The organism is Bacteroidales bacterium, from assembly GCA_026418905.1.
Classification (GTDB): Bacteria; Bacteroidota; Bacteroidia; order Bacteroidales; family DTU049; genus JAOAAK01.
In genome coordinates, this window is sequence record JAOAAK010000009.1 from 31878 (window position 1) to 53963 (window position 22086).

A 22086-nucleotide genomic window follows, 5' to 3' on the forward strand; every position below is an offset into this window, starting at 1 on the left:
TATGAGACCGATTGATGATAAGATTATTCCCGTGAGTGATAAAGTTCAATGGGTAGGAGTTCTCGATTACGATATTGTAACTTTCGATATCGTCATGGAAACTGAATTTGGTACAACCTACAACAGCTATCTCATTCAGAGCAAACAGAAAACGCTTATAGAAACCGTAAAAGAAACTTTTTGGCCTATTTATAGGAAAAAATTAGAACAGCTAACCCATTTGCAAGACATCAAATACGTTGTATTGAATCATACTGAGCCAGATCACAGTGGTAGTTTAAAGTTTCTTCTTGAAGAAGCTCCAGACATTACCGTAGTTGGTTCAGGTAATGCTATTCGTTATTTAAAAGATCAGGTGAATCGTGAGTTTAAACATATCATTGTTAAAGATGGCGATATACTGGATTTGGGTGATACACAGCTTAGGTTTATCTCTGCTCCCAACTTGCATTGGCCTGATTCTATGTACACCTATCTCGAAAATGATCAACTACTTTTTACCTGTGATAGTTTTGGTTGTCATTATTGTCATGAAGAAATGATAGACACCAAGGTTGGCGATTTTGATAAAGCTTTTGACTATTATTTTGATGTTATTCTCAAACCTTACAGCAAGTTTATGTTAAAAGCACTAGAAAAAATTGAAAATCTTCCTATCAGGGCAGTTTTAACAGGTCATGGTCCATTGCTTTTGAATAAGTGGAAATATTACGTGGATCGCACGAAGTCTCTCTCTGAAGAATATTTAAGCAAGCCACAACCAAATTTTGTATTTATTTCCTACGTGAGTGCGTACAAGAACACGGCCAAAATAGCTGAAGCCATTGCCCAGGGAGTTGAGGAAGGTGGTTGCAAACCCATTGTAATGGACATCGAGAAAGCACCACTTGGCGATCTTGAGCAGCATTTAATATTGTCTAAAGGATTGGTGGTAGGAACACCTGTGATCAACCAAAACATTCTATTGCCAACTTATAAACTTTTTGCTGCTGTCAATCCCATTAGAGATAGAGGTAAAATTGCTGGGGCTTTTGGTTCTTATGGTTGGAGCGGCGAGAACAAAACCATCGTCAAAACAATTCTTGAATCTTTGAAATGGAAATTCATCGGTGATGGGCTTTTCTTTAAGTTTTCACCTAACTCTGATGATTTTGCTGATGCTAAGGAATACGGAAAACAAATTGCCCAAGCAGTTTTGCAACTCAATATTGAAACAGCATAATTTTGGTTTAATTTTTGTTATCATTGCAAAAAAATGGAAATGAAACCATATGGTTTTATATTATTAGGTGTGTTATGTGGGTTATATGCCCAATTACCGATTGACAGTATAACCCAGAAAATTACTTACAAAGAAGTAGTCCAGGTTGAAGGCAGTAAGGATTCTCTTTACAATCGAGCTATCGCATGGATTCATTCTTATTTTAAAAATCCTCAAGGAGTTACCAAAGTTCGGGATCCTCAAAATGGACTGATCATAGGCGATCATCGTATTCGTATGGTCGATACTCAAAAAGATGGATCTAAAATTAATTCCAATACTGTTGTAGAGTATACTTTTAAAATTGAACTCAAGGATGGAAAATATCGTTATACTTTCACGGATTTCGAAATGAAGGCAACATCCAAGTTTCCATTGGAACGCTGGCTTAATAAAGCAGATCCATCCTATTCGCCACTCTGGGAAACATATATACCTCAAGTTGACGAACATATCCGCGAAGTAATTCAAAGCTTGAAAAAAGGAATGCAACCTAAAAAGAAGGTTAAGGACGAATGGTGATCAGTCCTTGGTAGGAATAGTATAAACCGTTAAGATTTGATTATCGTAACTGGCAGCTACCTTGCCATTGGAAATCCATTCTTTGCCATTCGGCAACACAACTACGTAAGTAAGTTTTTCGTTTGCTTTATCAAAGTGATTGATGCGATAGGGTGTTGTAATGATGATTGTATTGTCTTGAACATAAACCCGATCAGAGGGAGTAATGAAAAAGGTATTTAAATTTCCAGTGAAATCAACTTGAAGTATTTGTTCCATTTGGACCAACAAGAATGATCCATTTAATTCGAAGATGTCTCTGAGAAGGTTGTTTTTTAATACCTCAACGGGTATTCTTATTTTGCGAATAATATAATCAGGGTAATGAAATTCAATAAATTCTCTTGCTTGAGAATACCATGCCAGGAAAGTATTTTGGGAAGATAACTTAACAACGTCCAATGGGAACGGAAACTGAAACTTGTACTGAGCAATGAGTGCAAGTTGTTTGTCAAAGACAATCATTTCTTGTCGAGAACTACTGAAAAGAGTTATTTTAAATGGATTATTGGTTGAGATTTTCCAATCCATAGCTAGAGGTAGATCAGATGAAGCAAAAGTTAGCTTTTGATCAAAACTTAATTTCATAAATTGCCCGTTTTGCATAATTATATAAATGTTGTTTTCACTGTCAAGATTAAGGTCAAGAGGCCGATGTAGCAAGCGGATTTCGTGTTTTTTTTGAAATTCGTTTACTTGAGGAAAAATGAATAAGAAAATAAGAGTAGAAAAAATTGAAAAAAAACAAAATTTCATGGAATTTTTTCATTCATATTGGCTGATGATTCAAGATCTTCATGATTTCGCGATAATTCTGACCATTTTTCATCCAAAATAGGGATAATAGTTTCTCCCAAATGAACAAGTGGGTAAAATGTTAAGCTTCTTTCTCTTTGTTCTTCCTTCATGATGATATTAGCTTTATCGAGTTTAGAAATAGCAACGGCAATAAATGACATAAGTATGAGAGCTTTAAGCGTGGAGAAAGCAAGTCCTAGCAGCTTGTTGATTGTACTGATTTGCATGATATGAAATATAGATTCCACCATTTTGGAAATCATAAAACACAATATAACAGTTCCTATAAAGAGTAAAGCAAAAGCGATTAAAAAAGTATAGGCTGCGTCGATAGAAAACTCATTTCTAAGCCATTGGGCAAGCCAGTCAGAAAATTTAAAAGCTATGAAAATACCCAGCCCATATCCTACAATTTGGAAAATTTCTTGTACGAAGCCTTTCATAAACCCTCGTACCATATTCCATCCAACAAAAATGATAACAATAATATCAAACAGGTTCATTTTTCTTTAAGGTTTGTGTTAATTTGGTTGCATAAATAAACGAATTCAATTCTGGATTGTTCGTATGCAAAATTTCTTTTGCAGTTCCGGTCCACCATGACTTGCCTTTGTAGATGAATAAAATATTTTCACCAATTTCCAGCACTGAGTTCATATCATGAGTATTGATTATGGTTGTAATTTCAAATTCATGAGTAATCTCGTATAACAATTTATCGATCACATTGGCAGTAACAGGATCCAGTCCACTGTTGGGTTCGTCACAGAAAAGATATTTAGGATTTAGGACGATGGCTCGGGCTATGGCAACTCTTTTTTTCATCCCACCACTGAGTTCAGCTGGATATAGGTGATTGACGTCAATGAGATTTACTCGTTCAAGGCAAAAATTAACTCGTCTTTTCTTTTCACTATAAGTCATGTTGGTAAACATATTCAGAGGAAACATAACATTTTCTTCGACGGTCATGAAGTCGAAAAGAGCTCCTCCTTGAAATACTGTACCTATTTCTTGCCGTATCAGTTTTTGCTGTTTTTCATTCATTGAAGTAAAATCTCGATTATCGAAATAGATTTTGCCTTTGTCAGGAATATAAAGTCCCAAGAGAAGTTTCATAAGAACAGTCTTACCCGATCCACTTTGACCAATAATAAGATTAACTATTCCTTTTTGGAAGGTAGCATTCACATTTTCAAGGACATTTTTGTCCTCAAAGCTTTTGTAAAGGCCTTCAACTTCGATCATGTCATAAAGATTTGAGTCAGAATAAGATTAAAGATAATAATAAGCAAACTACTTTGTACCATGGCTTTGGTGCTGGCAGTGCCTACTTCAAGAGCACCTCCGTGGACACGGTAACCAAAAAAACCACTAACAGATGTAATGATATAAGCAAATACAATAGCTTTAGTCAAAGCATATCTGATCTCAAAAGGAGAAAAGAAAGAACGGACCCCATACATATAAGTTTCAACGGAAGTTACGTGAGCAAAAAGACAAATGAGATAACCGCCAAGAATACCTAAAAAAATTGAAAAAATGACCAGTATAGGAAAATACAAAACAAAAGCTACGATTTTAGGTAAAATCAAAAAGTTAGCAGAATTAATTCCCATTACTTCCAATGCATCGATTTGCTCTGTTACTTTCATCGTACCTATTTCACTTGCAATTCGACTTCCTACTTTACCAGCAAGTATGAGACTCATGATGGTAGTTGAAAATTCAAGTACCAGTGTGGATCTTGTGATGTAACCGACAGTGTATTTGGGGATAAGTGGACTTTCAATGGAGTAAGCTGTTTGCATCGCGACAACCGCACCCATAAATATACTAATAAGGCCAATAATTCCTAAAGAATCAATGCCAAGCAACTTAAATTCTAGCAAAACACGCTTTCTGAATTCACTAAAATTATCAGGTACAGCAAATACTTTTTTCATCAACAAAACATATTCACCTATGATAGAAAATAAGTTTGTAAAGAATTTCATTTTTAAGTGAATCTTTGCAAATATAAAGCAAAAATTACTATTTATGAACTTCCCCGTTTGTTATTACTTCCTTTAATGCGGATTTTTAAAATAGTCATTGATTTTACTTCCCCACCCAAAGTCAGGATCTTGTTCATCGATATTGCTTGAGGCAAAATTTCTTTTGACCAATTTTGCACGCCAGTTATAATCACGTAATTCACCAATTACATCGCTATATAAAAGCTGATAATCATTGGTAACTAGATCAGGATTGTAAAAAACAAATTTGCGATTGCTTTGATTATTGATTTTATAATAATGCCATATTTCATAAGGATAGGTCGAAGGTTCATGTGAAACAGAAGTTATCGAGTTTGGTGGCCCATATTGTAAATAAACTCTTCCACGATCTGTCTCAAAACCATGTTTAATTTGAGTACTATACATCTTTTCAACATAATCAACTTGAGCTTTATACCGTAGCCATGCTTCTTCTGGTTTAATCGGATCCCTCCTTACCCAGAAACTGTAAAAGAAATTTTGCATCTCTGATAGACTTATCTTCTTTAATTTATTGATGAAAATTCTTTCATTTAATGAAGCTATAGGATACAATGATTCAATAAAATATTTGAGACTATCTTTGCTTTTAATGGATTGCACAAAATGTTTGGTAGGAACAGACGTTAAGGTATATTGTGTGTCAGACGCAATTTTGTTATTAATACGCTCGATGAATATGCTGTTTTTTGCCAACAATTCCTGCTTTTTGTTTCTCACTTCTATGACAAATAAGTAATAGCCCGTTGGCAAATCAGTTATATCTATCGTATCGGTTAAGGATTGAATAAAGGAAGGGGTGAATTTTTTAGTGAAAACAAAATTACTTTTAACGATGTTGATAGGTAATTCCTCGAAGTAATAACGTGTAAGATATTCTTCACCTGATGGTAATATTTGCGAATTATAGACTTCTGCATAAAAATAGAAGGTATTCATGTTTTCGTGAAAAACATTGGATGGATAAGGAACAATGATATAATTTTTTTTGAAAAATGGACTATTTGCATCTTCACCACGCGAAATATTCCAAGCCAGTTCAATGCCTGATACCATAATTTTATCTAGTTGATATTCAGGAATGTAAATATCTTCGTTAAAATAGGCAGGTATTTGCTTACTATTGATATCTTTAATACCTATTTCTAGGTTGTAATTGCCTGGTAGGATTTCCATTTGACTTACGTACAAAAAAACTTGATTGTTATTAGTATCTGACAGAAGAGGCATGGTAATGTTTATTCTATCAGCAAACTTCACAGTATCCTTCTGTTGAAAGAGAATAACGACATCTAAGCCACCAGTCCAATAACCTGAACTATCACGCTTGAAGTAAAGGGATTTGCTCTCGAAAGCAAAATAAAATTCTATAACTGGTCTGTATAGATAATAAAACAAAGCATATGAAACATTAACAATAGGCTTCTTTTGAGCTGCAATGCTTAACACACTGAATAAAAAATAAATAAAAAGCAAAAATTGTTTCTTCATGTTTATTCTTCAAAAATCATTAACAAATTTAATAAATTTAAAATGTTAGTTATTTGAAATAATGGAAAATATTGAAATAGGAAAAACATTTACATGAAGAAGTCGTAAGATAGAAGTTCACCTAAAAAATCAATTTTCCACTAGCATAGGGTGTAACATCTAGAGGTGCAAAATCATTTTTTAGGTATTTGTAATAACCTGCTATGGCGATCATCGCACCATTGTCGGTAGTAAAAATTGGTTCAGGTAAATACAATCTAATATTATTTTCAGCACAGTAATTTGTGAGTCTTTTTCTTAGATAAGAATTAGCTGCCACACCTCCAGCTAAAAGAAATGTTTTAAGTTTCGTTTGCTGAAGAGCAAGGTGAATTTTATCCAGCAAAATTTCAACGATCGTATGTTGTATCGAAGCACAAAGATCTGCAAGATTATCGTCAATGAATGTTGGGTCTTCTTTTAATTTATCGCGTAAGAAGTAGAGGATGGAGGTTTTGAGTCCTGAAAAACTAAAATCAAAATTGTTAACTTTAGGTTTTGCAAAAGTGAAAGCAAAAGGGTTTCCCTGAGATGCATGCTTGTCAATCACTGGACCACCAGGATAAGGAAGGTTAAGCATCTTGGCAGCTTTGTCGAAAACCTCACCTGCTGCGTCGTCGATAGTTTTTCCGATAGTTTTGAGTGTTAAATGGTCTTCCATGCGGACAAAAAGTGTATGACCTCCTGATACAACTAATGCAAGAAGAGGAAAAGATGGAAGATCTTTCGTTTTACCACTTTCGGTAATAAAATGAACCAAAATATGTGCGTGTAGATGATCAACCGTAATGATTGGAATTTGAAGAGCCCAAGCTAATGATTTAGCAAAACTAACACCGACCATTAATGATCCTGGTAGACCGGGGCCTAATGTGAATGCAATAGCATTTAATTGTTGCTTTGAGATACCAGCTTTCCTAAGGGCCATTTCAACTACGGGAACAATATTTTGTTGATGTGCACGAGAAGCTAACTCTGGAACTACACCACCGTATTGCTGATGTACAGTTTGGTTCGAAATAATAAGACTAAGTAATTCGTTATTATGTAAAACAGCTGCTGAAGTTTCATCACATGATGTTTCAATTCCTAAAATGTACATATTTTTGTTAAGATGATGAGCAAAATTAGAAATATTCTCAAAATCTTGTTTTGGAGTTGGTTAGTTGTTGGATTTTTTCCTGCTTTTTTCGTCTTTATGCTTAAAATCGATTTTTTTCAGAACAAAATAAAGAATGAAGTTGAAAGTTATCTTGAATCATCATTAAAAACACAGGTTGATATTGGTCACGTGTGGTTGGCGTTTCCATCGAATTTATTATTGGAAAAAACAACAATTCTTGATCATCACAATAATTCTTTGCTTCAAGTTGATGGGTTATCTATAAGTTTGAAATCATTTTCGCTAGATGTATCAACAATTACGGTGGATTATATCAAACTCTTATCCCCTCAGCTTTTTATGATTACGTATCCTGGCGAAAAAGAAACTAATCTGAATATCCTGTTGTCGCGACTTTCCGATACTACTTCTTCGCAGGAAAGTAGTTCTTCATTTGATCTCAAAATAAATGAATTGGAAGTTTTAAATGGCCGTTTTGTATTAGCTGATTTAACTCAGAAGAAAGATGTGCATCGCCCCGGGATTGATTTCGATCATCTTGATGTTCAAAACATTCAACTCAAAGTCAATGATTTTTGCTTTCGAGACAATACGGTTGGTGGCTTTATTGAAAAACTTTCTTTTTCTGAGAATGAAAGTGGGTTTCACCTCCATCATTTTGCTTCGAAATTTAAGATTAGCGATACTTTGATATCCTTACCTTTCGTTGGTTTTCTTACAGATAGTAGCCATTTCATCGGGCGTCTTTCTTTTCATTTTCAAGATTGGCAAAACTTTAATGATTTTGTGGATAGTGTTCAACTTTGTGCTGATATCCTAAAAAGTTATATTCACCTCAATGATTTGAGATATTTTATTTCCGAATTGAAAGTTTTTCCCATATCAGTTAACATTAATGGTCAATTAAAAGGAACTATTAATGATATCGTTTTGCAAGACTTACGAATTAAATCGGATATACATAATGAACTTACTTTAAAAGGAATAGTAAAGAACATCACTCAAATAGAAAAGATTCATTTAGAAAGATTCAAAGCAAAAGGAATATTATCGCTAGCATTTTTAGCTTCTTTACCTAAATTAAGCGATATTCTTAATTTACATTCCCCCGATACCTCCAAACAGAAAATTGAGTTTCAGTTAACTGCAAATGGAGGAATTGAGAATTTGCATGGGAAGTTGCTCTTAGCTGGATCTCTGGGGACTCTTGAAGCACACTTTAATGCCAATATGTTGAATGATAAGCTGAATGGTTTTGCTCAATGTCAAGTTCAGAATTTTACATTATCTTCTTTAATATCCGGCGCACCTGTTAATTACCTTACAGGAAATTTTGACATTGATTTTACTGATCTACTTCACTCGTTTAGAGTTGTTGGAAAAGGAAAAATTGAGAATATTAACCTTTTTCAAAATAATTTTTCCGGTGTTGCTTTTGACGTAGCTTTTACTCCCGAATATATTGATGGCAAAATAAATATAACTGATACGTTTCTTAAAGCTTCGTTGGACGGCACAGTAAATTTGAAGCAAAAATCCATCGATGCAAATGGGGTTGTGAATTATTTTCTCTTAAATGCTTTTAAACTCAATCGTGAACAAAACATATTAACGACATGTAATGGTATTTTTTCCTTAAGCTTGCGGGGGTTTATTCCTGATAGCATGGAGGGAGTGTTTAACGGAAAAAATTTGTTTTATCGGGAAGGGAAGCGTCTTATTTGTTTTGAGGCATTGAACATTTCATTAGATAGGATTGATAGTAACAAATGGCAATTTGAAGTAAATAGTGATTTTGCTCACATTCGTGCAGCTGGAACAAAAAGTCTTACAGAAGCTATACCAATGCTTCAAAATTTCTTTTCTTCATATTTTCCAGCTATTATTCAACCAGTCTCATTAGCTCACAGTGAGAAAGATAGTGGATCGTTTGTTCTTAACGTTGATGCTAGTTTTAAGCATGTGGATAGTTTGTTTTCATTTTTTAACCTGGACATTCATGCTCCCGAGTTAGATCTGAAAGGAAGTATAAATGAAAAAGAGAAAAAATTTTACTTTAAACTTGCAGGTTCTTCGGGAAAATTTTTTGGTTTGGAAGCGTCTGACCCTGATTTAACACTTGAAGGGTTCGACAATAAAGTTTTTTTAACCCTTATGGCTTCATTAATCAGCTACCAAGATTTAAAAATGCAAAACACTCATCTTTCGATGGTTCAAACAGGAAATCAAGGTAAATTTTCTTTTCACTGGCAAAACACAGGAGATAAATTTGAAGGAGATTTAAATGGTGAGTTATTTTCCAATCCCGAAGAGTACATTGTTTTATTTACAAATTCGTACATTTCATACATTGATTCAACATATTACATAAAAAACGGGTCTCTTTTTGTTTATGATTCTACTGGATTAAGAGTAAAAAACATGAAAATATATACACCCAATCAATCATTAGAGCTTGAAGGGATCATTTCCTCCTCCATAACCGATGCATTACAGTTGACATTTTCTCAAGTGGATGTCAAGCAAATCAATTCTTTCATTCCATCTTTTCCTTTTCTTCTTGATGGATCAGTAAATGGTTACGTTTTATTATTTAATCTCTTAGGCAGTCAACCTTCATATTTGGCTGATGTTAATATTAATGAGCTCAAAATAAACAAAAAACACTTAGGTAACCTCAGTGTTAAAAGTTTTTATGATTATGAGAAAAATGCTATTAAAGGTAATGTCGTACTTTCCTACACTGGAAGTAGCGGAACTATTAATCCAATACATCTAGATGGATATTATTTTCTTGGTCCAAGAAATGGAGAAATTGACGTAAAAGCTGAGATAAGCCGATTAAACATAGCCTTTGTTGAACCATTTTTGCAAGGGGTGATGAGTAAGATTATGGGGTATGCAGAAGGTAATATACATATATCCGGTGACATAAAGAATCCAACCCTCAATGGAAGTCTAACGTTACGCAGGGCTCATTTTAAAATTGATTACCTTAACACTTTTTACTCATTTTCTCATACTTTTCAAATTAATGATTCTTTGATCGAAGGAAAAAATATGGTTATATTTGATGCATTGGGGAATGGTGCTAATGGCAATATAGTTATCCGTCATAATCATTTTAAAGATTTTGTGGTTGATATTTTTCTCGAACCTCGTAATTTTTTGGTATTAAATACGACGGCTTCGGATAATGAATATTTTTATGGTAAAGGGGCTTTTACAGGAGTAGTAAAGATTAAAGGACCATTTGATAGAATTTCGATTGATGTTGTAGGGAAAGCCGAGAAGGAGAGCCAATTGTTTTTGCCATTGAACAATCCAGCTACTGTTTATACCAATGATTTCATAGTTTTTAGAACATCCTCGATCGATACAACAGAGTTGGTAACAATGAGTAGCACTGGAATCGATGTTAATTTAGATTTGATAGTTACACCCGATGTAGAAATGCAGATTTTATTCGATCCCCGGGTAGGTGATATTATCAAGGGTGCGGCCGAAGGTCGTATTCGCATTTTTGTCAATGATAAAGGGGACATGAACATGTTTGGAAATCTACAGATAGCAAGAGGAGACTATCTTTTTACTTTGCAGAATTTAGTTAACAAGAAGTTTTATATTGAACCTGGAGGAACCATTACGTGGAGTGGTGACCCCTATGAAGGGCAGATGGATATTACAGCTCGTTATTCACTGAAGACTTCGCTTTACCAAATCCTTTCAGTTGCTGATGAGTCCGAGCAATATAAGAAAAAAATACCTGTCCATTGCATGATGTATTTAAAGGGCAAGTTGCTTAACCCTGATATTACTTTTGATATTGTTCTTCCCGAATCGGATGAGAATACAAGAAACCTTCTCAGATCTGTCATCAACACCGACGACGAACTCACGCGTCAGTTTTTTGCTTTGCTTACGTTGAATACGTTCATCCCCAAGAGCATAGGAGTTACAAATACGAGTTTGGCAATGGGGGCTAGCTCTACTTCTTTTGAAATGCTTTCGTCTCAATTTAGTCACTGGCTATCCCAAATTAGCAAGGATTTCAACATTGACGTAAGTTATCATCAAGGAGATCAACAAAGTGCATCACAAGTCGATATAGCCTTAGGAACTCAGCTTTTTAACGACAGATTATCTCTAGAAACTAACGTACAATATGGATGGGGACAAACTCAAATGATATCTGCAAATCAAGCATCTGCACTTACTGGAGACGTGGTGGTTGAATATAAAGTGACCAAAGACGGAAACTTTCGTATTAAAGCTTTTAATAAATCGAACACGTATGATATTTCTACCAATAGTCCATATACCCAAGGCATTGCCTTTTTTTATAGGAAAGATTTCGAACGTTTCCGTGATATCTGGTTTAGAAAGAAAAAAACAAAAAAATGAAAAAATTAACCATTATTTTTAATATCATTCATTTAATCAATGCTTTTTCACAATATTTTTATTGCATCGAACAATATCGTAATGATACTTTAATTGAGCAATATTACTTCAATTCAAGAGGACAATTGGTTAAACAAATTCAACAAATATTTACCCCAAATGGAAAAGATGTTGTTGTTCGCGAATGGGAATACAAAGACAGTTTATTGGCGTCCGAAAAAATTACTACCGGTCCAAGTGATGTTTTGCAATATGTTTATTTATACGATGAAAACAATCGAGTGGTGCGAATCAAATGGTATGGAAACAACAGGTATGAAGGAAAGGATGTTTTTATTTATCAGGGAAATCTTCTAGAGAGGCGTGTACATTATGGCCCCAAACAAATTCAATGGGAAAAAATATTTACTTATGATTCATCTCAGCATGTAACTCAAATGGATTTTATCATTTATATGGATAGTCTATCGAGCTATCAAAAAAGTTACCATTATTTGCGTGACACAAACGGAAATATCTTACATGAATTTTGTTTATCAGGAAATGATACTTTACACGTGGTAAAATATAGCTATGATAAAATGGGTAGAAAAATAGAACAAACAACCTTCATCCCTGGTGTTGGAGAAGTATTGGCAATTTCATGGAAGTATCAAAAGCGCTTGCATCGACCCGTTGTAGAAATCCACCGCCAAAACAACTATGTAGTTTATAAAGAATTTTTTTCATATTCAAAAGATGGAAGAATTCTCAAAAAACAAACCATCGAATATAGGAATTTTTCAGGAAAAATGAAACCCGTCAAAAATAAATATCGTTACAAATACTATAAACAGAGAAAAGTATAAATAAACAAACAGTTTATAATCTCTGTGAAATCGACATTTTATCTATGATATTTGTGTGTACCATCATATAGAAATTTCATTAAAGCTTTTTATATGTAGGAAAAAATAAGAATTGAATTAATTGCTTTTAGTTTTTTTCACGTTTTTGAATAATTGCTGGACAGTCTATGAGTTATTTCTCACATGTCATTTGATCTTGATGTAAATTTAGATGGTATAGATGATTGAGGTGATAATCACTTTATATTACCTCCTTTAAAAAACAGCATAAGGCAGGAATTGATAGGAAGTTTTAATTTAAACAATGTGCTAATAATGTACTAATTCTTTATAACCAGTTTTCTAATTTTTCCATGTGAGGTCATGACGTCAAGAAGGTATGTTCCACGAGGATAGGGAGTAAGGGAAAGAATACAGTTTCTAGAGTTCGGATTTAAAATGTTAAGAGTTTTACCAGTTATGTCGTATAATTGAATGTATTGAATGGAATAATCAGATGAAATAAGGATTTCATTTTGAGAGGGGTTGGGGTAAATGTTTAAAGAGAAATTTTCGGGGTCAGGTAAGGCATTGGCATTCCAATCGGACCAATAGTAAATGTATTTATAGTCGGGAATCCATGAGCTTGTTCCATTATCCCAGGTTGAATATATATACATGGTTGGATTGTTGTAGGAATCATAAGTAGTAGAATATCTGCTAAAAGGTGTAGGTGGGTCACCTACATAATTAATCCTTTCCGTTTCGTATAAGCCTGTTGGATCGTATTGGTAAGTAGTTTTATAATAAATAATCCATGTGGAAGTAACTTTGTCGTAGCCTTCTTGAAGAAGCTGAGTTAATTTCCCTTGGGCGTTATATGTATAAGTGTTCCTAAAGTACAGATCCCAGTTTGTACCGTTCCATTGTTCGAAGAGTTCTTGTAATAAAAGTTCTTGTGCATTGTATGTATATGTGCTCCTTTGCCAGGGGATCCATTGATTTTGAACATTATTCCATCCATAGTAATATTTCTTGATAAGCAATCCATTCGAATTGTAGACCATGCTGTCTTTGTAATCAGGAATAAATTGATTCATACTATTGGTGATATATGATACAGAAGTTTTCTTCAATCCATTAGGATAATATGTATATTCTTCTTTGTTACTGTTCAACCAAATGGTTGAAAAATATTGATGCACATAAGTTTTTAATAGACCATTGTTATAATATGCGTACATATATCGTTCACTGTTTTCATATGTTTCAGTGGATGTGTTCCAGTTATAGAATGTTTTTATTGCAGGCAGATTTTGGGAATTATATTCATAAGTTTCTTTTTCTTGTTTAATATCGTATTTTTCAGTTGCGGGGTTGTATGCGTACGAATATCTTTCATGATATTGGGAGTCCGTTAAGAAAACAGAGTAAGTCTTATAGCCATAGGTGAGAGAGTTGACATTAAAATCATAATTTGCTTCAATTTCCATAATACGAAGAGAATCGCTAAATTGATCTCTATACGGTGCTCGATGGTCGAAAAAAACTGTGTCTATAAATTCTTCGAGGAAATCATTGTAAGCTTTGACCAAAATTTTTTCCAAACTATGATTGGGAAAATAATCAAATTTTTGATAATAATAGACTTTCCAGGCGTTATCCTTATATGAATAATATAGCATTTCATTTGGCCATCCATCTGTTCCCCAATGACGGCTGATGATGGCAAATTTATCCTTGGGTTTCCATTCCGATAGAACAAGATCATAAACAAATTTTACGATAGAGTCAAGAACTCTAATAGTCCCATGGCTGGTTTTTACAGGGTTCAAAAAAGTCAATTTATTGGCGTTTTCATTAAAAAAATGCGTCTCTTCCTGTGCTGTCGTGAAGGAAAAAGCGACGCTAACAAAAAAAAGAAACGTTAAACCTTTTTTCATACGATTATTGTTTTATAATGGAACGAATTATTTTCTTATTTGATGAATCCGTGAAGCTAAAGCAGACGAAATAATTGGCTGGTTTCAGTTCTGAAAGATCGAAAGAAAAAGACAAAGAATTATCGGTGCCTTTTGAGAGGAGTATCTGTCCCATTGAGTTGTATATGTCAATTTTACATACAGGTAAGGAACTCCGAATGAAACATATGTCTTCAACGGGGTTAGGAGATAAGGTAATTTCAACATCCGGGTCCTCAGAGAGTGCATTGGCATTCCAATCGGACCAATAGTAAGCCAGTTTATCATTGGGGATCCAAGAACTGCTCATATTGTCCCAAAAAAAATTTGTATGAATGTTGAGGTTATTATATGAGTCGTAAGAAAAAGTTTCTTTAAATTGAGGTGTTAAAGGTGATCCTGTGTAAATAATGTGTTCTTCTACTTGGCCTGTGACATGATATTGCCATGTAAATTTGAGAACATCCTCCCATGATGAAGTGATTGTATTATATTGTTCTTCAACATATTGAATTAATTTTCCTTGAGCGTTGTAGGTGTAAGTACCTCTGCAATTAGGTATCCAATTTGTTCCATTCCAGTTTTCGTATAGAACTGTTTTGATTGAATCGTCACCGTTGTATGTTTTACTCATTTTTGCGTAATTAACCCACAATTTTTGTAAATCGTCCCAACGAAAGATATAGTTGAGAGTTACTTTGCCAGTTGGACTGTAACAAAAACTGTCTTTATAATATGGAACAAATTCATTAAACGAGTTGATGGAGTAGCTAGTAATAGTTTCCGGATAGCCATTAGAATTATATGTATAGTGATTTTTACCATTATTAAGCCACACGCCAGATGACATATATTGGTATGTAAGGGATTTAATTTTACCAGTAGAATAGTAGGAATATAGAATACGATGATTGTTTTCATATTGTGCTGTGCTTGCATTCCATGAAGCAGTAGTTTTCGTCTGTAAAAGTTGATTGTTGGTATATTCATATGAAATCTTATAGTTATTTAAATCATAGTTGCCAGTAGCAGTATTATAACCGTAGGAAATGATTTCATGGTATTGAGAATTTGTTAGCATATGTGAGATTATTTTTTCTCCACCAGAAATGCTGTTGGTATTAAAATCGTAATAATTACTAATTGTTGAAAGCAAAATACTGTCATTAAACTGGTCTTTGTAGCCATTAAAATGTTCGAAAACCAACGTGTCTCTAAAACTCTCCAAAAAAGAATTATATGCTTTAATGACATGCTTTTCTATCTTTTGATTAGGGAAAAACTGCCATGTAAAAAGGTAACGAGATTTCCATGTATTATCTTCAAAGTCATATCGAACCATTTCATTTGGCCATCCATCAGTACCCCAATGGCGACTGAGAACATAGGTCTTACGAATGGGATCCCATCCAAGAGTTGAACTATTGTAAGTAAATAAGATCGTTGAATCAAGTACGCGAATCATTCCTTGAGAAGACTTAATTGGGAAAAATGAGTAAGGCGAGATTTCAAGTAATTTTTTGGTTGACTGACTCATACATGTAAATAAAAAAAGAGTCAAGAAAATGCTTAAATAAAATTGTTTCATATTGTCATAACTTTATGATTGGACAAGAAAATCTTTTCCCCTTTAGGTCAGTAACTACCATAAAATAGATTCCTGACTTATATTGTGATACGAGAATCGAATAAAATTGGTCATTGGTTTTTTCTTCAGAATATAATACCTTACCTGTTCTATCATAAATTTCAAGTCTATCAGTAGGAAACGAAGTAATAACATTACACCAATCTTTGCAAGGATTGGGAAAAATAGAAATAGGTGCAGGAAAGATCTCGGTGACGGAATTCGCATTCCACGTTGACCAATAATACTCTTTTTTTGATATTGAATCCCACTGATTAGTTGTCAAATTATAGATTAAATAATAGTAGATAGAATCCTCTTTGAATGAATTTAACACATATATTTCCTTAGAATTTGGTGTATAATTAATAAAATCGTAACTGAAAAAAGTATTGTGCATCAATAGGTTAGTGTCGGTGACATCGTACGTATAAGTTTCTTTCCAGTTTTTTTTCCATGAAGTGGAATAATATTCGAATTCATTCGTAGATATTTTGTTGGCAGGATTATAAGTGTAAGTATAACGATTAGATGGGATCCATTGTGTTCCATTCCATGTTTCATTTAAAATAAGAGTTATCAGATTCTGAGCGTAAGAGATAGTTGTTCTTTCAAAATATATCCATTGATTTATAACTTGGTCCCACTTAAGCTTAATTTTTTTTATGACATTATGGTTTCCATCGTAATATGTGCTGTCCATGGTATTAGCGATAAATTGATTAGCGTTATTAGATTTATAATATTTCTTACATATGTTATTTCCTGATGGATCGTATTCGTATTCGTATTTTTCGTAATTTTTCCAGGAAGAATTAAATGTTTGAATTATTTGGCTACATAGTTTTTGATTACTGTTGTATTGATAGTAAATACGTATATAATTTTCAAACTGATTTGCTGAGCTATTCCAGATTTTTTTTGTTACCAATTGAATTTGATTTAAGTTATTGTAAGAAAAATCGAAATCATAAAGGGGCATGTCATATTTTGATGTTGCGGCATTATATTGATAAACAGTCAAATTTTGATATAAAGAATCATGATAAACTTGAGCTTTCATTAAATTTCCGTTTTCAATGGCCTGTGTGTTTATGTTGTAATAAGCGTTTAGGCTAACTAAAGACATGGTGTCACCAAAGGGATTAAGGTAGGGAAGAAGTTTAAGATATTCCGTTGTATCTTTAAATACGCCTATAAATTTATTGTATCTTTTCTTACAATATTCGTTTCGATGATTATTAGGAAAAAAATTTTCTTGCATATATATATCGTGAGTCCATGATTGAGTAGATACATCGTATACATCTTCCATGAGTTGATGTGGCATTCCTGAACTATGTCTGCTGATGACATATGTTTTAAATATAGGAGCCCACATGGTTGAGTATGAATAATTCACCACAGAATCAATCACTATTGTTAGATTCCCCATAGTTTTAATCTGATGAAAAAGATTAAGATTCGGATTTTCTTTTAAGTACGAACTTTCAGGTATTTGTGCTTGAATGAGCCATGGAAGAATACAAAAAGGAACAATAAATTTTCTCATGAATGATTTTCTACAAATTTAATTTATTTCATAAAGTGAAAAATTTTTTTATCGAAAATTGGTTAATTTTATTTACCTGCATACAAAAATTTTTTATAATTAAAAAAAAAATATAGTGACTAATTTTAGATCAACAAGCAATCAAATTTCGTCAAAACCAGTACTTTTGCTAAAAAAATGGATTTTGTGCGAACAATATTAGAAAAAGAGTCTCGTGCTATTTTATCCATTCCTGTGGGGAAAGAATATGATCTTGCCGTTGAGCTTATCTACGAACACGTACACCAAAAGAATGGAAAGGTGGTAGCATCCGGAGTAGGCAAAGCAGGGCAGATTGCTTTAAATATTGCCACGACATTTTCTTCGACAGGTACACCTGCTGTTTTTCTGCATCCAGCCGATGCTCAGCATGGCGATTTGGGAGTTTTGCAGAAAAACGATATTCTATTACTTGTGTCAAATTCTGGTAAGACGCGTGAAATTATTGAATTGCTACAATTAGCACGCAACTTATATCCCGACATTCCATCTATTCTCATAACAGGTAATCGTCAAAGTGTACTTGCTTCTCAGGTAAACGTATTGCTTTTTACCGGTGCACCTGAAGAAGTTTGTCCACTTGGACTGACTCCGACAACATCAACCACTGTGATGACTGTCATAGGAGATATTCTTATAACATTGATGATGAAAAAAATACAATTTACTATTGAAGATTACGCTAAACGTCATCATGCTGGATATCTTGGCCAAAAGTCAAGAGAGTTTATCAACAAATAAAAATAATTTACCATGATATGTATTGCAGGACCTTGTGTGGTTGAAAATGAGAAGATTCTCTCTAGGGTAGCCGAAGTCATTGTTTCTTTACAACAACGTTTTCCTGATATTCAATTTTACTTTAAAAGTTCCTACAAGAAAGCCAATCGAACAAAATATAGTAGTTTTCAAGGGATAGATAGACAACAAGCTTTGAAATTATTACAAGACATTCGAATGGAATTCCGAATTCCCGTGCTGACCGATGTTCATGAAAGTTGGGAGTGTGAAGAAGTAAGCCAGTATGTAGATGTGTTACAAATTCCTGCTTTTTTATGCAGGCAAACCGATTTGTTACTAGCAGCTGCTAAGACAGGTAAACCCGTAAATATTAAAAAGGGCCAATTTATGTCGCCTGAATCTATGGCTTTTGCTGTCGAGAAAGTCAGAAGCACAGGGAATCAACAGATATGGTTAACGGAGCGGGGTACCACTTTTGGTTACGAAAGACTCGTGGTCGATATGACCGGCATACCGGAAATGAAAAAACATGAAGTCCCCGTTATAATCGATGTAACTCATTCTCTACAAAGACCAAACCAGGATTCAGGTGTAACTGGTGGCAAACGTGAAATGATTCAAACAATCGCGCTTGCTGGGATAGCAGCTGGAGCAGATGGTATTTTTGTAGAAACACATCCCTCTCCACCCACTGCCTTGAGTGATGCAGCAACTCAATTGCCACTCGATGAACTTCCATTGCTCATCGAAAGGGTGAAAAAGTTATATGATTTTATGAAAACCCTCACCGTTGAATGATAAATTTTCGCTGATAAACATTTTCAGATTTCTTTAGTTGCAGGAAGTATATTCCGTCGTTAAAATCGGTAACTGGAAAAACAAATATTGACTTCTTTTCAGTGATATATTCAGATAAGATGATTTTACCTAGAGGATCAAACACTTGCAAAAAAAATGGAGGTTCGCATGAAGTAAGTATGTTAATTTGATCTGAAGCAGGAACAGGATAAATGGTGAAAGGGACGGCTAAATAGGAAGCAAGACCTGTGATGTTTGAAGTATCGATGAATTCTATACGATTCATTTGAAAATTCTGAATAATTCTGACGAGAGGGATTGAAAAATCGGGAGTATACCATTCGTATATGGTTTCACTTCGTTGAATAGGAAAACCAAAACCAAATTGTTCGTAGTAAATGGAGTCATGGTATTGCATATTGGTTCTAACTCTTAGAGTGTTAAATGTTCCCATAGGAGTTACTGCGTTTCCATAGGCATTTACTTCATACTGACGCCATCTTTTTTCGCTAAAATAACCTATGGATGGAATATTGATATCATAAAACGAATATGAGCTACCACTGCTTTGGTAGGATAATGGTAAATCGTAAATAGTATCTGTTGGTGTCCACTGGATAGCAGTAGGAACTCCATTAATAGTAGCACCAGTTCCAACTTGAATAAATGCACTTGATGTTAGTTTGAAAAACGAAAAAACATCGGTCGCTTCGACAGAAGGACCCATCGAAAAGTCATCGTCTCTCTTACAAACAGTAGCTTTATGTGAAGGATTCAGGGGGTTATAGAAAACAGTGGCATATACCAGAGGAACTTCACTAGAGATAACATGATAAAAATTGATGGTGTCTCGAGATAAACTGATTAGTGATGAAAAATCCCAGCTTAAATTTTCACCAGGTGCAAAATAGGAAGGGTCAAGGTTATCCGTACTTTTGCTGATGTAAAAATATTGATTTGGTTTGGGCATGTGACTTTCAGTTATAACAGGTTGGGCCATCATGAATCTACATGCCCCCAAAAATAAATAAACAATTTTAAATATTTTCCAATACATGGTGAATAAGTTTTTCGACATAAGGTTTGTAATCTGAAAGGAATTCTCCACGTTTTCGATTTGCGATGATCACGCAAGCGGTACAGGCTTTGTGTCCCATCATCTTACTGAGGCCATAAAGGGCACTAGTTTCCATTTCATAGTTCGTACACCGCAGGTTGTTCCATGAAAAAGAAGAAATAAGTTCATTAAATTCTGGATGTTTTACGGGAAGTCTTAATTTTCTTCCTTGTGGCCCATAGAAACCACCAGCTGTAACTGTAATTCCTGATGGATGATCTCCAACGAGCTGTTGAAATAATGTTAAATCGGCACTTACGACGTATGGTGATGGCCAATTAGTATCCCAACGAGTATGCTTCTCAATAGCTTTCTCCATTGCTATGTCTCTGACTTTTTCACTATCGGCATAAAAATGCAAAAGACCATCCAGTCCCAAAGCATAAGATGAAAAAACAAAAGCTCCCAAGGATATGTCGGGTTGTAAGGCACCTGAGGTACCTATTCTAACAAGCGTAAGTGATTTCACGTGGTCTTTGACCGTAGATTTTTGTAAATCAAAATTGGCAAGTACATCTAGTTCGTTAATGACAATGTCTATATTGTCAGGTCCCATCCCTGTACTGAGGACGCTAATGGTTTTATTTTTATAAAAACCGGTGCGTGTAAATATTTCTCGATTTTCTTTTTTAACTGTAACTTTGTCGAAGAAAGAAGCTACCATGTCTGCTCGGGAAGGATCTCCCACTAAAATGATTTTGTCGGCAATTTCATCGGGGAATAATTTAAGATGGTATACACTACCATCGGGTTGTAATACCAATTCAGATGCTTCAAAAGTTAACATTTTTTTATACAAAGATAAAAATTAGTTTTTCATGTCTGAGTACTATAACTCCATTCTCGTTCCTATTGATTTCACAAAACGAAGTGAATTACAGATTTTGCAGGCTTATTACGTGGCAAAAATTTTTAATAAACCTGTTACCATCATGCACGTTGTGCATTCAATAAAAAGCATGATATTTCAAGGTGGTAAAGTTGAAAAAAGATATGAAGATGCTTCACGAAGTTTAGAAGAAAGATTGAGAAGAATAGCTTCTTTTTATCAAAATAAGTTTAAACATGAATTTCTTCCTAATTGGGCAAGCGGGTCAGTGAAGGATGTCATAGTTGATTTTGCAAAAAAAGAAGATATTCAACTTATAGTCATAGGGAAGTCCGGCCACTCATCCGTTTTTCAGAATTCCATTGGTAAGCATGCTTTTCAGATTTTGTATTCATCTCCCAGTCCTGTTTTGGTTATTGATCAGATTGTCAAACAAACATTTAGAAAAATATTGCTTCCATTAGATTTAAAGAAACCTGTACAGAACAAATTGCTTGCTGCTATGTTATTTAGCCGGCAATACGGTGCACCTCTCAAAATCATCCATATTGTAACTCCTGAATATAGATCAAATGTTCAAGAATATGAGGAAAAATTGCTTCAAATCAAAAACTATCTCACGGACTACAATATTGCCAGTTCCTACGAATTGGTTTATGATTTTGATTATCCCTCTAAAATACCACAAAAAATTGTTGACTATGCGAAATACAACGAATGTGACTTAATTATGATGATGACCCAACAAGAATTTGACTTCAAAGACATGTTTATAGGTTCGACGGCATCTGGCGTAATACGATACAGTAAAATTCCTGTACTTTCCATAACACCTTCGTTTAGTTTGGTGCAAATTTTATGATAAAAGTCATGATTGTC

18 protein-coding genes are annotated in these 22086 nt (G+C 34.2%); 7 read left to right on the plus strand and 11 right to left on the minus strand.

What is annotated here, in order from left to right; translation table 11 throughout:
- Position 1: 1 nt before the first annotated feature.
- Together N2Z72_02000 and N2Z72_02005 are read left to right on the plus strand one after the other, a co-directional pair.
- Entirely contained in the window at positions 2-1222 is a 1221-nt protein-coding gene (locus tag N2Z72_02000; protein ID MCX7696448.1) for an FprA family A-type flavoprotein, read from the plus strand.
- A gap of 33 nt (positions 1223-1255) precedes the next feature.
- On the plus strand, positions 1256-1783 hold the full coding sequence (locus tag N2Z72_02005) for a DUF4468 domain-containing protein (protein MCX7696449.1): 528 nt from the start codon (positions 1256-1258) through the stop codon (positions 1781-1783).
- On the opposite strand, the gene N2Z72_02010 is transcribed toward N2Z72_02005, so the two are convergent.
- The 6 genes from N2Z72_02010 to tsaD form a co-directional block, all read right to left on the minus strand.
- Positions 1784-2410, minus strand: a complete 627-nt coding sequence (locus N2Z72_02010) for a hypothetical protein (GenBank protein ID MCX7696450.1) — start codon at positions 2408-2410, stop codon at positions 1784-1786.
- A 164-nt stretch (positions 2411-2574) separates the two neighbouring features.
- Positions 2575-3123 (minus strand): CvpA family protein, encoded by a 549-nt coding sequence (locus tag N2Z72_02015; protein ID MCX7696451.1) that lies wholly within the window; start codon positions 3121-3123, stop codon positions 2575-2577.
- Entirely contained in the window at positions 3110-3868 is a 759-nt protein-coding gene (locus N2Z72_02020; GenBank protein ID MCX7696452.1) for an ATP-binding cassette domain-containing protein, read from the minus strand. The genes N2Z72_02015 and N2Z72_02020 overlap by 14 nt, the downstream gene beginning before the upstream one ends.
- On the minus strand, positions 3865-4617 hold the full coding sequence (locus N2Z72_02025; protein ID MCX7696453.1) for an ABC transporter permease: 753 nt from the start codon (positions 4615-4617) through the stop codon (positions 3865-3867). Before N2Z72_02025 ends, N2Z72_02020 begins: the two co-directional genes overlap by 4 nt.
- Before the next feature lie 72 nt (positions 4618-4689).
- The gene (locus N2Z72_02030) at positions 4690-6150 is read right to left on the minus strand and encodes a GWxTD domain-containing protein (protein MCX7696454.1); all 1461 of its coding nucleotides are present in this window, start codon (positions 6148-6150) and stop codon (positions 4690-4692) included.
- A 121-nt stretch (positions 6151-6271) separates the two neighbouring features.
- Complete coding sequence (gene tsaD / locus N2Z72_02035; protein MCX7696455.1) at positions 6272-7291, minus strand: tRNA (adenosine(37)-N6)-threonylcarbamoyltransferase complex transferase subunit TsaD; 1020 nt, start codon at positions 7289-7291, stop codon at positions 6272-6274.
- A gap of 15 nt (positions 7292-7306) precedes the next feature.
- Between tsaD and N2Z72_02040 the strand changes: the two genes are divergently transcribed.
- Entirely contained in the window at positions 7307-11716 is a 4410-nt protein-coding gene (locus tag N2Z72_02040; protein MCX7696456.1) for a translocation/assembly module TamB, read from the plus strand.
- Positions 11713-12564: a hypothetical protein gene (locus N2Z72_02045; GenBank protein MCX7696457.1), complete on the plus strand. Its 852-nt coding sequence runs from the start codon at positions 11713-11715 to the stop codon at positions 12562-12564. The genes N2Z72_02040 and N2Z72_02045 overlap by 4 nt, the downstream gene beginning before the upstream one ends.
- 320 nt (positions 12565-12884) lie before the next feature.
- Here N2Z72_02045 and N2Z72_02050 read toward each other — a convergent pair whose 3' ends face one another.
- The 3 genes from N2Z72_02050 to N2Z72_02060 are packed head-to-tail and all read right to left on the minus strand — an operon-like array spanning position 12885 to position 17683.
- Positions 12885-14486, minus strand: coding sequence for a T9SS type A sorting domain-containing protein (locus N2Z72_02050; GenBank protein MCX7696458.1), 1602 nt, complete (start codon positions 14484-14486; stop codon positions 12885-12887).
- Positions 14487-14490: 4 nt separating this feature from the next.
- A complete protein-coding gene (locus N2Z72_02055) occupies positions 14491-16092 on the minus strand; it encodes a hypothetical protein (GenBank protein MCX7696459.1) in 1602 nt (533 codons plus the stop codon).
- Positions 16093-16096: 4 nt separating this feature from the next.
- Positions 16097-17683, minus strand: a complete 1587-nt coding sequence (locus tag N2Z72_02060) for a T9SS type A sorting domain-containing protein (protein MCX7696460.1) — start codon at positions 17681-17683, stop codon at positions 16097-16099.
- A gap of 177 nt (positions 17684-17860) precedes the next feature.
- On the opposite strand from N2Z72_02060, the gene N2Z72_02065 reads away from it, so the two are divergent.
- Together N2Z72_02065 and kdsA are read left to right on the plus strand one after the other, a co-directional pair.
- Positions 17861-18463 (plus strand): SIS domain-containing protein, encoded by a 603-nt coding sequence (locus N2Z72_02065; protein MCX7696461.1) that lies wholly within the window; start codon positions 17861-17863, stop codon positions 18461-18463.
- A 12-nt stretch (positions 18464-18475) separates the two neighbouring features.
- The gene (kdsA, locus tag N2Z72_02070; protein MCX7696462.1) at positions 18476-19261 is read left to right on the plus strand and encodes a 3-deoxy-8-phosphooctulonate synthase; all 786 of its coding nucleotides are present in this window, start codon (positions 18476-18478) and stop codon (positions 19259-19261) included.
- On the opposite strand, the gene N2Z72_02075 is transcribed toward kdsA, so the two are convergent.
- Both N2Z72_02075 and N2Z72_02080 read right to left on the minus strand, forming a co-directional pair.
- On the minus strand, positions 19248-20318 hold the full coding sequence (locus tag N2Z72_02075; protein ID MCX7696463.1) for a T9SS type A sorting domain-containing protein: 1071 nt from the start codon (positions 20316-20318) through the stop codon (positions 19248-19250). The genes kdsA and N2Z72_02075 overlap by 14 nt on opposite strands.
- Positions 20299-21165 (minus strand): nucleoside phosphorylase, encoded by an 867-nt coding sequence (locus tag N2Z72_02080; GenBank protein ID MCX7696464.1) that lies wholly within the window; start codon positions 21163-21165, stop codon positions 20299-20301. Before N2Z72_02080 ends, N2Z72_02075 begins: the two co-directional genes overlap by 20 nt.
- Positions 21166-21196: 31 nt before the next feature.
- Here N2Z72_02080 and N2Z72_02085 point away from each other — a divergent pair, with 31 nt between their 5' ends.
- Positions 21197-22069 (plus strand): universal stress protein, encoded by an 873-nt coding sequence (locus N2Z72_02085; GenBank protein MCX7696465.1) that lies wholly within the window; start codon positions 21197-21199, stop codon positions 22067-22069.
- The last annotated feature ends 17 nt before the right edge of the window (positions 22070-22086 follow it).